Raw genomic sequence first — 12248 nt, 5'->3', positions numbered from 1 at the left:
TTTTTTCAATACCGTCATTGCTCACGGCAATTTCTTGTAGAGCTCTTCCGCTGCGGCCAGCTCGGTGAATTTCTGCTTGCTGTCGAGCACAGCTTTCAGCAGTTTCTTCGCTTCAGCTTTGTTGCCTAGCTTTTCGTTGGCGAGTGCCGCGTGGTACTTCGCTTCCACCATGGTCGGTGCAGCTTTCATCGCGGCATTGAATTGCTCCAGCGCTTTCTTGGCATCGCCAAGTTGCAGATAGGCATAGCCCTGAGTGTCCAGCACGCTTGCCTGAGTCAGTTTCAGCGCTTCCAGTTTGCCGAGGTATTTACGGGTGTTGGCCGCGTCGGCCTTTTCGGCATACAGCCAGGTCAGGTTGTTGAGCAGGATCGGATGATTCGGCAGCTTCTGCTCGATCAGTTTGTATTGCTCCAGCGCCTTGTCGGTTTGCTTGGCTTGCTGATGCAGGGTGGCCAGAGCAAAGCGGGCATCCAGATCATCGCTGTGGGACTTCAGCCAGTCCTGCACCGGCGCTTCGGAATTGGGCTTGCCGGCGCGCTGCAGTGCCATGGACTGGCTGGTGGCCAAACCCAGGCTGGGCTGCTGCTTGTAGGCTTTGTCGAAGGCTTTGGCCGCTTCAACATATTTGCCTTCCGCGACCAGCGCGTCGCCTTCCAGTTGCGCGCCGACCGACAGGGTCGGGAAGTCCTTGCTCAGCTGCGCGGCGCGGCTATGTGCCTCGGCGTAGCGCTGCATGCGCAGATCCAATCGCGCCCGCGCCACCGACGCCTGCCAGTTTTGCGGTTGCAGGCGCAGCAGATCATCGAGCGCGCTGGCAGCGCCTTTGTTGTCGCCGCTCTCTTCCAGCGTATCGGCCACGGCAAAGTAGAAATCGGCATTTTTATGATTGAGCGAAATCGCTTTGCGGAACGCCGAAATCGCCGAGCTCTGGTTCTTGGTGGCGCGTTGCGACAGGCCAAGTGCGAACTGGGCATCGGCCGCATCCGGGTTGGCCGCGACCATTTGCTGAGCAACTGCCAGTGCGTCCATGGCCTTACCAACCTGCAGCAGGCGCCGCATGTAGGCATTGCCGGCTGCCAGCGAACGGGTGTCAAACTCCCAGGCTTTCTTCTGCCATTCCATGCCGTGTTCACGGTCGCCCTTGGCGTCGTAGACCTGCGCCAGTTGCAAGGCAATGACGTTCAGCGACGGGCTTTCCTTGTTCAGCGCGTGCAGCTTGGTCAGTGCCTTGTCGAAATCCTTGCGCGCGACATCGACCCGTACCTGATTGAGCCGGGCGGTCAGGAATTCCGGTTTCAATTTGGCCGACTGGGCAAACAGTTCTTCGGCGCGCTTCAAATCATTGGTGGCCAGCTTGACCACACCGAGCATGTTGGCGGCGAGCGCGTTGTCCTGGTATTTGTCGTACAGCTTTTGCGCCAGCGCGACCGCCTTGTCGGTTTGCCGCTGTGCCATCAGGCTGGAGACCAGCATCAGATCGCTGATTTCCAGATCGGTGTTGTCTTTGGCGGCGGTTTCCAGTTGGGCGATCGCCGCGCTACCTTCGCCTTCCTGCAATTGCAGCAAGGCCAGACCGGTGCGCAGATTGTCGGCGTTCGGATCGATGGCGACTGCCTGCTCCATGATCTCGGCGGCTTTGTCGAACTCCTGCATCTGAATGTAAGCGGTCGCCTGATAGCTCAGCAACTGCACGTCCTGTGGACTGCGCCGCAGCGCGTCGGTGACCAGTGACAGTGCGGATTTTGGATCACGCAAGCCGAGCTTGGTTTGCACCAGCAGTTTCACGGCGCCCGGATGGCCCGGTCGGGTGGCGAGCGTGCGCGACAGCATGTCTTCGGCCTGACGCCAGTGCCGCTTCTGTACGTACAGATAACCGGCCAGCAATTGTGCTTCGGTGTAGTTCGGCATCACCGACAGCGCCTGTTCCAGCGTGTTGATCGCTTCTTCCGGCTTCTTCTCTGACACCAGCGCCTTGGCTTTCATGAACAGACCGACCGGATGCTTTGGCGTTGACGCCAACACCAGATTGATGTCCGGCCAGGCCTCTTTGACTTGACCGAGGCTGATCAAGGCCTCTGACCGCGCCAACCGGATGCGGGCGTCATTGGGCGACAGATCAACGGCTTTGTTGATCGTCTTCATCGCTTCGTCTTTCTGATTTTTCAGCACCAGCAATTCGGTCAGCAACAGATAATTGTTGGTAAAGCTGGGGTCGGCCTTGATGGCCTGATTGACCATGGCTTCGGCCTTGCCGAGATCGTTGCGCAGTCGGGCGATCTGGGCCAGGCCGTACATGGCTTCGCTTTGGTTGGCTTGCAGGCTGGTCGCTTGCAGCAAAATCTTTTCCGCGTTTTCGATATTGCCTTGCTGCAGGATGGCGAGACCACGCAAACCGAGCGCCTCGGCGCGCAGCGGCACCGGATCTTTGCTGTCTTCTTCAATCAGGTCGAGAATTTTCTGCGGCTGGTAAATGGACAGCCAGGTACGGCCGAGCATGCGCTGATAGCGATCTTTCGGGGCTTTCAGTTCGCGGGCCTTGTCGAGTTCTTTTTCGGCGGCGGCCAGATTGCCTTCCTGATAATAGAGTTCACCGAGCAGCAGGCGGGCTTCGACGCTGCCCGGCTTTTCCTGCAGCGCGTTGCGCAGTTCGATGATGGCAGCGCGGGTGTCTTTTTCTTTCAGCAGCTGCTGGGCTCTTTGCCAGGCGTCGCTGTAGTCATCGGCGAAGACGCTGCCGCTACAGACAGCGGCGAGGCAGAGGGCGAGGGCAGAACGGTGCAGCGACAGCGGATGATCCTTGCGTTTCATGGGGCGACTCCTTGTTGCCAAAGCAGGTTATTGCCAGATTATGTGTACAGCTTTTTTATCAAATTTAAAAAATTCCGATTTGCTTGCCGACGCGTGAGCCGTACCGACTTCCGATTGATGCCGAGTTTGTACGCGCCGCCGATCTCGCCAATCCGGCAATCTTTGGTGCGGCGCGTCGCGGAAGTTCAATGCTCAGTGACTGCGGGCCAGCTGATCGTTTTCGTGCAAGTGGTATTTGTCGACCAACGCGTACAGGGTGGGCCGGGTAATGCCAAGCAGTTCGGCGGCACGCGACATATTGCCTTCGGCATGTGACAGCGCCCGCAACACCGCTTCGGTTTCGGCCTGTTCCCGGACTTGCCGCAAATTCAGTGGCAGTTCGCGCTGCAGGTTTGGCTTCAGCTGCAGATCGTCCGCATTGATGTGGCTTTCTTCGGCCATGATCACGGCACGCTTGATCCGGTTTTCCAGCTCGCGAACATTGCCCGGCCAGCTGTGTGATTCCATCGCGTTGATGGCGTCATCGCGGAAGCCTTTGACGTGCCGGTGCAGCTGCTCGTTGAATTTTTGCAGGAAGGCGCGGGCGAGCAGGATGACATCGCCGCTGCGGGCCGCGAGTGGCGGAATGTCGACGGTGATTTCGCTGAGCCGGTAATACAAATCTTCCCGGAAGGTTTCGTGCTTGACCATGTCCGGCAGCACCCGGTGGGTCGCGCAGATGACCCGGACATCGACCGGAATTTCTTCCCGGCCGCCGATGCGCTCGATCACCCGCTCCTGCAGGAAGCGCAGCAGCTTGGCTTGCAGCGCCATCGGCAGATCGCCGATTTCATCGAGGAACAGCGTGCCGCCATCAGCGTATTCGATCTTGCCCTTGGTCTGGCGGGCGGCACCGGTGAAGGCGCCTTTTTCGTAGCCGAACAATTCGCTTTCGAGCAGGTTTTCCGGAATCGCGGCGCAGTTGATGGCGACCAAGCGGCTGTTGCTGCGCGGGCTCAGTTCGTGCACGGCGCGGGCGATGATTTCCTTGCCGGTACCGGAGTCGCCGAGCAGCAGCACGGTCAAATCGGTCGGCGCGACTTTTTCCACCATGCGGCAGACCTTCGCCATTTCCGGCGAGCCGGCGATGATGCCGGCGAGCGGCGCGCTGTTGGCTTTTTTCTGCAGCTGGCGGTTTTCGCTTTCCAGCGCGTGCAGATGAAACGCCCGCTGCACGATCAGGCTCAGCGCCGCGGCGTCGATGGGTTTCTGGTAGTAGTCGTAGGCGCCGAGGCTGATTGCGCGCAGGGCGTTTTCGCGCTCGTCGTTGCCGGTGACCACAATGATTTTGGTGTGCGGGCTGAGCCGCTGGATGGCTTGTAGCGTGGCCAGGCCTTCGGAGGCATTGGCCGGATCGGGCGGCAGGCCCAGATCGAGAGTGACGACTTGCGGTTCGAACCGTCGCAGCGCGGCGATGGCTTCTTCACGGTTGCCGGCGACGATCACTTCGCAGTCTTCAAAACACCAGCGCAGCTGGCTTTGCAGACCCGGATCATCTTCCACTACCAACAGCCGTTTCTGACTCCTGTCCAGGCTTCCCATCACTGTCTTCCCTGTGATCCAGACGCACGAAGCGTCGGGTGAATTCCGCGCCCTATCCCGGGCTACTGTGTTTGCTCAGCGCCAACCGACTCGCTGTCATTGCCGATGCGAACCAGCCGCAAGCTGAACTCCGAGCCCTGGCCGGGACTGCTGGTCACGGTGACATCACCGCCAAAGCTGCGCACCGTCTCGCGCGCCTGGTAAGCGCCGATACCCATACCGGCATTGCCTTTGGTGGTATCAAACGGACGGAAGAGTCGCTCGCGGATAAAGTCTGCATCCATGCCGCAGCCATTGTCTCTTATTTTTACAGTGACGTCATTAACCTCTGACACCACTGTCAAATTGACCTGACCCTCGCCTTCACAGGCCTCCTGCGCGTTCTGGATCAGATGCTGCAGCACAGCAAGCAAGCGCTCGCGATCGGCCCGTACCCGGGCGCCGCTGGCCGGGCCAGCCTGCGGCTCCGGTGTTTGTTTGCTGCACTGCCGCACCGCTTCGGCAATGACCTCGTCGATAGCAACTGCCGTGGTCGTGGCGGCCTCGACCGAACCCTTGCGCAGGGCGGCCAGCATTCGCTGCATCTTGCCGGTGGCATTGCCGACCGTCTGAATCGCGTCATCAATGAAGGCCGGGTTGTTCCGGTGGCGGTCGGCGTTGCTGACGATCAGCTGCAGCTGGGCGGCAACGTTTTTCAGATCATGCACGACGAATGCGCTCAGCCGGTTGAAGGCCTCGAACTGACGGGCTTCGACCAGCGCCAGCGTGGTTTGATACAGCGCCAAGTAGGAGGCGACTTGGGCGGCAGCGGTCTTCAGCAGATCGCGCACTTCCCAGTTGATCGGCCGGTTGGCGCGCGGCGCTGCCAGCAGCATGATGCCGGTCAGGTGTTCGCCGTGGCGCAGCGGCAAAATCAGCCAGGGATTGGGCTGATTGAACCACCAGTTTGGCAAGTCGAGCTCGGCGTAACGGTCAGGAAATTGCCGGTACTCGGCCAGCTCAATCACCCAGCCAGTGCGGCGCAGAAATTCCAGCAGGGCCCGATCCGGTTTGGCATCAAAGTCCTTGCCCGGTGGCATGCACCAGTGCTCGGCAAACTCGCAGTGCTGTTCGTCCTGACACAACCAGAGCATACCGGCCGGTGAGTCGACGATATCGGCCAGCGCCCGAATCGCCCGTTCGTGGATGCGGCCGCCGCCGTCCTCGCCGGCCAGTGTCCGGTTCAGTCGCAGCCATTCCTCGCGGTAGTCGTATTGATAATTGAAAAAGTGCTTGTTGATGAACACCTTGATGCGCGAGCGCACCTGGCCGGAAATCGCCACCACCAGCAGCGCGACCAGCGCCAGCGCCAAGAACACGATGCGCAGGGCGTCGCCAAATTCGGCATTGGTGCTGCGAATGTAAAACCCGACCAGCGCCATCAGCAGCAGATAACCGCCAGCGCCGAGCACCGACAACGAGCGCAGCATCAGCCCGCGCGAGATGAACAGATCAATCGACCAGCGCGGATTGCGGGCCACGGCTACGGCCAGCAAGGGCACCCCGACGGCGTAAACAAAACCACGCGCCGCTTCGATGTCGGCATCGATGCGGCGGAACAGCAGGGCATCGGAATACAGATAAAAGTCGTAGGCAAACACGCAGGCAAAACCGAGGCAGAGAAATTTAATTGCCCAGCGTTGTTCCGGTCGGGTCCGGCGATACAGTTGCTCGGTCAGCACGCCGCTGCTGAGCGCCAGAATCAGCATGCCGGTTTGCAGCAGGGGCAGGCCAAGCGTGCGGCTGATCAGCACATCGAGCGCCGGCCATATCGCGGCAATGGTCAGCACTATCGCCAAGCCAATCAGCAGCAGTTTCAGTTGCCGATACCAGCGCACCGATGCGCCTTCGGCCTGCACCAGCGGTTGCCACAGTTCGCGCAGCAGCAGCAACCAGCCGATATAGCGCAGCGATTCCAGCCAGCCATAAACCCAGGCCGTTTCGGTGGTTTCCAGCCAGTGGAATACGCTGGCCGACAACGCCCAGGCCAGCTGCAGGACCAGCACCAACAATAGCCAGTTGCCGGTCAGCCGGCCGCGCCAGCGAGAAGCCAACAACAGGGCCAGGACAGCAAAAGCCACTGCAGCGATGCCGTAGCCCAGCAAGGCAAACCAGCTGATGGAAAACGACATCATGGTGCGCAACTCTCCAACAGCGCTGAGCCCGTTTGCGGCGACAACGGCTGGCGCAAACACGGGAAAAACCGATCGTGAAAACGGTGATCATTCATGGCGTGATTTTTTCCAGCAAAGGCAACGCGTGCTTGATCGGAATGGCGTAGGTAATGGCGGTCGGATGATCGAGTGCCGATTCCTTGCTTTCTTTGACCAATACCGAATTGATCACGCCGACCACGGCGCCATCGCTGACCCGGTACAGCGGGCTACCGCTGTTGCCGGGATAGGCGATCGCATCGAGCTGATAAATCGGATAAGGGTCTTTCAAGCGGCGAATGGTAACGGCATTCAAATCGGACGCGGCCGAGGCCGGAATGGCGACTGGCGCAATATTCGACACCATCGCTCGCGTGGTGGTTGGATACAGGCCGAGGATATGGCCGAGCGGGAATCCGGTGAACAACAGATCATCGCCTTCCCTGACTGGCGTCTGGGCATCGATGGTCATGGCCGGCAGCGCCGGTCCTTCCAGTCGCAGCAGCGCCAGATCGTATTCCGGTGCCGATTGAATCACCCGCGCCGTCCGGGGCTGGCCCTGCTCGCCAACGCCGACGAAAACCACCAGCGTTTCGTGTTGCTCTTCTGCCAGCGAGGTCGGGATCACGTGGTAATTGCTGAGCACATAACGGCCATCGCCCACGACAAAACCGGTGCCGCGAATGACCGCCGGCGGGCGTCGGGTCGGCAGCAGCGTACCGACACCGACCACAGCCCGTTTTGCGGCAGCAATGCGGGCCGGCACCGGATTGTCGTCGCTGCTGGCGGTGATGTCGTCGCGACTGTCGGCAGCGTCCGCCGCCAGCGCGGTGTTGACCGGCAAGGTGCAGATCAACATGGTGCTGACCAACATGGCGCGAATCCACGCCGCCAGCGCAACCCGCCCCATCCGTCCGCGCAACCGCTTCATTCTGTTGACTCCGCTACCCTGCGTTCAGTCCGGTACTGTGGCCGAGCGCGGCAGCGGAAACAAGCCCGCGCTGCCGTTGATGCCGTCGTTGATGTTGGCGTCGTGCTGGTTACCCGCACTCCCGCTGCCGGTGCCGGCGTGGGCAGGGTACAATCCGGCCGGCACCAGCGTGGTGCCAGGGACCAGCGCGGTCGGCGTCAGCGGCGCCAACGGCAACATGCAGCAGGGAGAGTCACGGATGAGTTCGGCGTTTCGTTTTGCCTATCGGTTGCGGCTGTTGCCGCAGCGGCATCACGTTTTCATTTTTCACCGCGTTGTCGCCGAGCGCGATCCTTTGATGCGGCTGTTGCCCACCGTCGCCGAATTCGCCCAGCAACTCGAGCGCATCCGCGCCGCCTTCACCGTCATTCCACTGGCCGACAGCCTGGACCGGCAACCCGATGGCACGCCAACGGCCAGCATCACGTTTGATGACGGTTATCGCGACAACCACGAACTGGTGTTGCCACTGCTGCAACGCCTGCAGCTGCATGCCACGTTCTTCATTGCCACGGCGTTCACCGACGGCGATCTGATGTGGAACGACTGGCTGACCGAAGCGGTTCGTCAGCATGCCAGCGGCGAACTGGATTTGACCCAAGTGGGCCTCGGCAAAACCCTGCTGAGTGACGACATCGAGCAGCGCCGCAGTGTGCTCGGGCCGCTGCGGCAGAAACTGAAATACTTGCCAGCTCCGGCGCGGATGGCCGTGGTGGCGCAGCTGCGCAGCCTGGTGCCTGAGCCGCCGCGGCTGATGATGAATGCCAGCGAATTGAACGCCATGCAGGCCGCTGGTATGACGCTCGGTGGCCACACTCATGATCACCATGTCCTGGCGACACTGACCACCGATGAAGCGCGCTGGCAGATTCAGCACAATCGCCAGCGCCTGACCGAATTGCTCGGCAGCGCGCCGACGCTGTTTGCTTACCCGAATGGCAAGCCCGGTCAGGATTACCGCCGCGAACATGTCGAGCTGGTTCGTGAAGCGGGCTACCGCGCCGCCTGGACTACCGAACACGGGGCCTGGAATGGCCGCAGCGATTGCTTCCAGATTCCGCGGTTTACCCCGTGGCGCTGGGATGGTTTGGGCTTTGCCCGGCAACTCGCCGAAATCAGTTTCAAGACGCCGCAGTTGTTGCCGGCGTAAGGGCCGATTTGGCTAGTTCGTGGTGAGCAGATTGGCAAGCGCAACACGGTTTATGAATCGCTGACCACGAGCCGCTCACCGCGAACTACATATCACGAACGGTTTAAAGTCAGCCGTTCTCTTCCAGCCACAACTCCAGCACCATCAGAATCCAGTTCAGCTCGCCGAAGAACGAGGCGTGGCCGGTTTCGTGCTGGTGCCGGGCGTGATCGATGAAACTGGGCAGGAAGATGTCGCGCTGCTTCAGCGCATCCAGTTTGCTGGCGACCAGTTCGCGCAGGCCGGCGTGTTCGCGCAGCCAAACGCCGAACGGCAAACCGAATCCGTGTTTGCTCTTGTCCAAGGTTTCGTCGGCCAAAAAGCCGCGACAGGCTTCTTTGTAATAGTGGCGCAGCTTCTGGCCCGGCAGTTTACGCTGGGCCGACAGTTGCAATGACAAATCGATCAGGTCGTCATCCAGCATCGGATAGCGCACATCGATACCCGCCAGCTCGCACATGCTGTTGACCTTGACCAGATCGTTGTCGGCGAGCGTGAACTTCCAGTCTAGATAGAGCGTGGCATCGAGCGAATCCTCGGCGTCGGCTTCGCGGTAGCGTTCGCGCCAGAGCTGCAGCGGATAGCGCTGATCGCTGTGCGCCAATTGCTGTGATGTGAATACTGTTTCCGGTGCATGCAGATGCAGGAAGTTGTAACTCTGCAAGCGATCCGGCATCGGCACTGCCGCTTGCCGGATATAGCTCTGCACTTTGCCAAACGGGCCGGGCCAGCGTGAGCTGTCATCGGCATGCGAGCCGGAGCCTGCGAGCGTTTCGCTGAGCCGGCGCAGGCCGCCCGGCAGCCGCCAGTAATACTCGAACAATTTGTTTTTGGCGTAACGGGAGTTGCCGGCAAACAGTTCATCGCCGCCGTCGCCGGCCAGCATTACCTTGATGCCGTTTTCGCGGGCGAACTTGCCGCAGAAGTAGGTCGGCAGCGCGCTGGAATTGCCAAACGGTTCGTCACCGTGCGCGGCGATGGTGGACAAAGCCGCCAGCGCCTCATCCGGCTCCAGCTTCAGCTCGAAATGTTCGGTGCCGAAATGCTTGGCCGACAGCCGGGCATACGCGCTCTCGTCGTATTTGGGATCACTGAACGCGATATTGAACGTCGCCGGCTTCGGCTGCGCTTTTGCCAGCATGCCAACCACACTCGAACTGTCCAGGCCGCCACTCAGAAACGCGCCGCAATTGTCACTGCCACGGGCGCGTCGCACGGCGGATTCCAGCGCCGGTAGCAGCAGCGCTTCGCTGTTGGCCGGTTCGGCGTCACCGCGATGATGGAAGCGGGCCTTGAAGTAGTTGTCGGTGCGCAGTTTGCCGGCCTGCCAGTGCAGAACATGGCCCGGTGCCAGTTTCTGGCAGCCCTGAAAAATCGTGTCCGGGCTCGGCACCATATGAAAATACAAATAGTTGTACAGCGCTTGCTGATTGATCACCGGGCGCCGACCGGCATGGCGGGCGACATCGGCCAATTTGCTGCCGAACAGCAACTGGGCGCCGTCCTGCCGGTAAAACGCCCGGCGCACGCCGGTGCGATCAATGGCCAGCCAGAGTTGCTGACTCTGGGGCTGGGCGACGACCAGCAGAAAATGTCCAAGCGCATCGGCGAGGCAGGCACTGCCATCGCGGGCAAATCGACGCTGCAGTTTCGGCAAAATCTCGTCCGGCGCGCAGATGGTGTTGCGCCAGCGCAGATCACCAAACAACAAAATCTGCCAACCGTCGTGGCTGAATGCCCGGGCTCCGTGGGCAAGCACCTGTAATCCGGCCGGATCCGTGATGTGATTGAGCGGTTGTGGCGCGTTGCCAGCGGCGGTCAAAGGCGGGGCACTGCCAGTGCCGGCTTGGCCGAACAAATAAGTCATGTTGGGGTTCCTGGCGGCGATCAGAGCGGCGTCGGGGTGGGCGTATCGGTGGTCGCGTTGGTCGAAGCCGAGCCTTCGGTTGGCGCCGGTTTCGTTGCTGCACGTTCGGTTGGTGCAAGTCCAGTTGGTGCAAGCTCAGTTACTGCGGGCTTCGGCACGACAGATTCCGGAGTGACTGCTTGCGGAGAGGCTGCTTCCGGAACGACTGTTTCCGGAGAGACAGCGCCCGGCAACACGCCATCTGGCGAGACCGGTTCAAACGCCGGCGTCTTCGCGATTGGGGCCGGCTCGGTCCAGACCTTGGCGGCGATCAGCCGGTTCTTCAAACCGGGCAGCGGATACTTGAGCTCATAAGCGCGGTGCGCTTCGGCGAGCGATTCCGGCCAGCGTTTTTGATCAGCGAGCAGCAAGCCCAGGTTGTAATGGCCTTCGGCGTAATCCGGCTGGATTTGCACGGCCATGCGGTACTGCGCTTCCGCCTCGTTCAGGCGCTGATTCTGGTGCAGGTAATAACCGAAGATCATCCGCGACACGGCATCGCGTGGTCGCCAGGCCACGGCGCGGTAGAAATAGCATTCCGGCCGCATTTCGCTGGTCCAGTCTTCCGGCTTGTGCAGCTTGAGCCAGCGCGCCAACGCCATCAGGGCGCGGTGGTGATTGGGAAACGCGCGCAGCGTGTAACCAAAATCGACTTTGACTTTGGAATTGGGTTTGTAGGTCGACAATTCCTGTTCCGGCCGGAAGTGGAATTTTTCGACGATGGACAGCTTGTGCGCGAAATGATCCGGGTTGGTGTAATCAAACGGACCGTAGGAGTTGGTGAACTCGCCGCAGTCGGGCGGTAATTCTTCGGCGTGGCCGGGCGTCGGGGTGGCGAGGGTCAGCGCCAGTCCGGTCAGCATGAGGGTGGCAAGCCGGCGGCCAAAAGCCCAATCCAGCCCGCGCAAGCGAGTGTGCATCCGTAAATCCATGACAGTTCGTGCATCCATTGCTGCGTCGGTTCCCGCCGTAAGATGGCGGCAGCGCCTGCGGAAACCGGGCAGGCCGCGGTCTCAACAAATGACCCGCAATCGCCCCGGCACGCCTGATCAAGGTAACAAGCTTGCCGGGCTGCGGGCAAGCTTGTCCGGTCGTGACCGGGTGATGACAACGGCGAATCGGGCCGCGCCGGAGGCGACGTTCCGGGCATTCTCCTGTATCCTGTGCGCCCCGGTCAGGGCCAGCAAAATCAGGCCGCCGCGCGGCGCCAGTGCTGACAACCGACCCGGGCAACTCAATGGATTCGTGGAAAGGAAAGCAAGGACATGACAGTAATGGCTGATGTCACCCGGGTGCTGGGCGAAGTGCTGGCGCTGGGTGAGCGGGCAAAGCAACTGACGGCGGATTCGGCGCTGCTTGGTGCCATGCCGGAATTTGATTCGATGGCCGTGCTGGGCGTGATCACCCGGCTGGAAGAAGTGTTCGGCATCAGCATTGCCGATGACGAAATCTCGGCCGAAACCTTTGAGACCGTCGGCAGCCTGGCGGCATTTGTCGAGCAGAAACGTGGCTGAGTGGCCGCTGACCCGGACCGTTCGGCACGGGTTTGCAGTGGTTTGCTCGGAAAGCGGCCACCGCCATTCAGCGCGCACGCGCATTATG

9 protein-coding genes are annotated in these 12248 nt (G+C 60.9%); 2 read left to right on the top strand and 7 right to left on the bottom strand.

Annotation, left to right across the window (positions count from 1 at the left end):
- Positions 1–21: 21 nt before the first annotated feature.
- The 5 genes from prsT to HPT27_RS01175 all read right to left on the bottom strand — a co-directional run bounded on the left by prsT (position 22) and on the right by HPT27_RS01175 (position 7731).
- Complete coding sequence (gene prsT, locus HPT27_RS01195) at positions 22–2808, bottom strand: XrtA/PEP-CTERM system TPR-repeat protein PrsT (protein WP_172237761.1); 2787 nt, start codon at positions 2806–2808, stop codon at positions 22–24.
- A 192-nt stretch (positions 2809–3000) separates the two neighbouring features.
- Positions 3001–4389 carry a PEP-CTERM-box response regulator transcription factor gene (gene prsR / locus HPT27_RS01190; protein ID WP_172237758.1) on the bottom strand — a complete coding sequence of 463 codons (1389 nt, stop codon included), beginning with the start codon at positions 4387–4389 and terminating at the stop codon, positions 3001–3003.
- A 62-nt stretch (positions 4390–4451) separates the two neighbouring features.
- Positions 4452–6563 carry an XrtA/PEP-CTERM system histidine kinase PrsK gene (gene prsK, locus HPT27_RS01185; protein ID WP_172237755.1) on the bottom strand — a complete coding sequence of 704 codons (2112 nt, stop codon included), beginning with the start codon at positions 6561–6563 and terminating at the stop codon, positions 4452–4454.
- A 91-nt stretch (positions 6564–6654) separates the two neighbouring features.
- A complete protein-coding gene (locus tag HPT27_RS01180; RefSeq protein ID WP_211197804.1) occupies positions 6655–7512 on the bottom strand; it encodes a S1 family peptidase in 858 nt (285 codons plus the stop codon).
- A 24-nt stretch (positions 7513–7536) separates the two neighbouring features.
- Positions 7537–7731 (bottom strand): hypothetical protein, encoded by a 195-nt coding sequence (locus HPT27_RS01175; RefSeq protein WP_172237752.1) that lies wholly within the window; start codon positions 7729–7731, stop codon positions 7537–7539.
- Between the two features lie 19 nt (positions 7732–7750).
- Here HPT27_RS01175 and HPT27_RS01170 point away from each other — a divergent pair, with 19 nt between their 5' ends.
- The gene (locus HPT27_RS01170) at positions 7751–8701 is read left to right on the top strand and encodes a polysaccharide deacetylase family protein (RefSeq protein ID WP_172237749.1); all 951 of its coding nucleotides are present in this window, start codon (positions 7751–7753) and stop codon (positions 8699–8701) included.
- Positions 8702–8810: 109 nt separating this feature from the next.
- On the opposite strand, the gene HPT27_RS01165 is transcribed toward HPT27_RS01170, so the two are convergent.
- Both HPT27_RS01165 and HPT27_RS01160 read right to left on the bottom strand, forming a co-directional pair.
- Positions 8811–10607, bottom strand: a complete 1797-nt coding sequence (locus tag HPT27_RS01165; protein ID WP_172237746.1) for an asparagine synthetase B family protein — start codon at positions 10605–10607, stop codon at positions 8811–8813.
- Positions 10608–10627: 20 nt separating this feature from the next.
- Positions 10628–11596, bottom strand: coding sequence for a tetratricopeptide repeat protein (locus HPT27_RS01160; protein ID WP_172237743.1), 969 nt, complete (start codon positions 11594–11596; stop codon positions 10628–10630).
- A gap of 315 nt (positions 11597–11911) precedes the next feature.
- Between HPT27_RS01160 and HPT27_RS01155 the strand changes: the two genes are divergently transcribed.
- Positions 11912–12160, top strand: a complete 249-nt coding sequence (locus HPT27_RS01155; RefSeq protein WP_172237740.1) for an acyl carrier protein — start codon at positions 11912–11914, stop codon at positions 12158–12160.
- Positions 12161–12248 lie beyond the last annotated feature (88 nt).

The sequence above is a fragment of the Permianibacter fluminis genome (assembly GCF_013179735.1).
Classification (GTDB): domain Bacteria; phylum Pseudomonadota; class Gammaproteobacteria; order Enterobacterales; family Permianibacteraceae; genus Permianibacter; species Permianibacter fluminis.
Note: the sequence above shows the minus strand (reverse complement) of the source record. Positions and strands in the feature narration are given on the sequence as shown.

Excerpts from the sequence above, each read along its gene's own strand:
- prsT (WP_172237761.1), bottom strand. The coding sequence starts at position 2,808 with ATGAAACGCAAGGATCATCCGCTGTCGCTGCACCGTTCTGCCCTCGCC.
- HPT27_RS01160 (WP_172237743.1), bottom strand. The coding sequence starts at position 11,596 with ATGGATGCACGAACTGTCATGGATTTACGGATGCACACTCGCTTGCGC.
- HPT27_RS01165 (WP_172237746.1), bottom strand. The coding sequence starts at position 10,607 with ATGACTTATTTGTTCGGCCAAGCCGGCACTGGCAGTGCCCCGCCTTTG.
- prsR (WP_172237758.1), bottom strand. The coding sequence starts at position 4,389 with ATGGGAAGCCTGGACAGGAGTCAGAAACGGCTGTTGGTAGTGGAAGAT.
- prsK (WP_172237755.1), bottom strand. The coding sequence starts at position 6,563 with ATGATGTCGTTTTCCATCAGCTGGTTTGCCTTGCTGGGCTACGGCATC.
- HPT27_RS01155 (WP_172237740.1), top strand. The coding sequence starts at position 11,912 with ATGACAGTAATGGCTGATGTCACCCGGGTGCTGGGCGAAGTGCTGGCG.
- HPT27_RS01180 (WP_211197804.1), bottom strand. The coding sequence starts at position 7,512 with ATGAAGCGGTTGCGCGGACGGATGGGGCGGGTTGCGCTGGCGGCGTGG.
- HPT27_RS01170 (WP_172237749.1), top strand. The coding sequence starts at position 7,751 with ATGAGTTCGGCGTTTCGTTTTGCCTATCGGTTGCGGCTGTTGCCGCAG.
- HPT27_RS01175 (WP_172237752.1), bottom strand. The coding sequence starts at position 7,731 with ATGTTGCCGTTGGCGCCGCTGACGCCGACCGCGCTGGTCCCTGGCACC.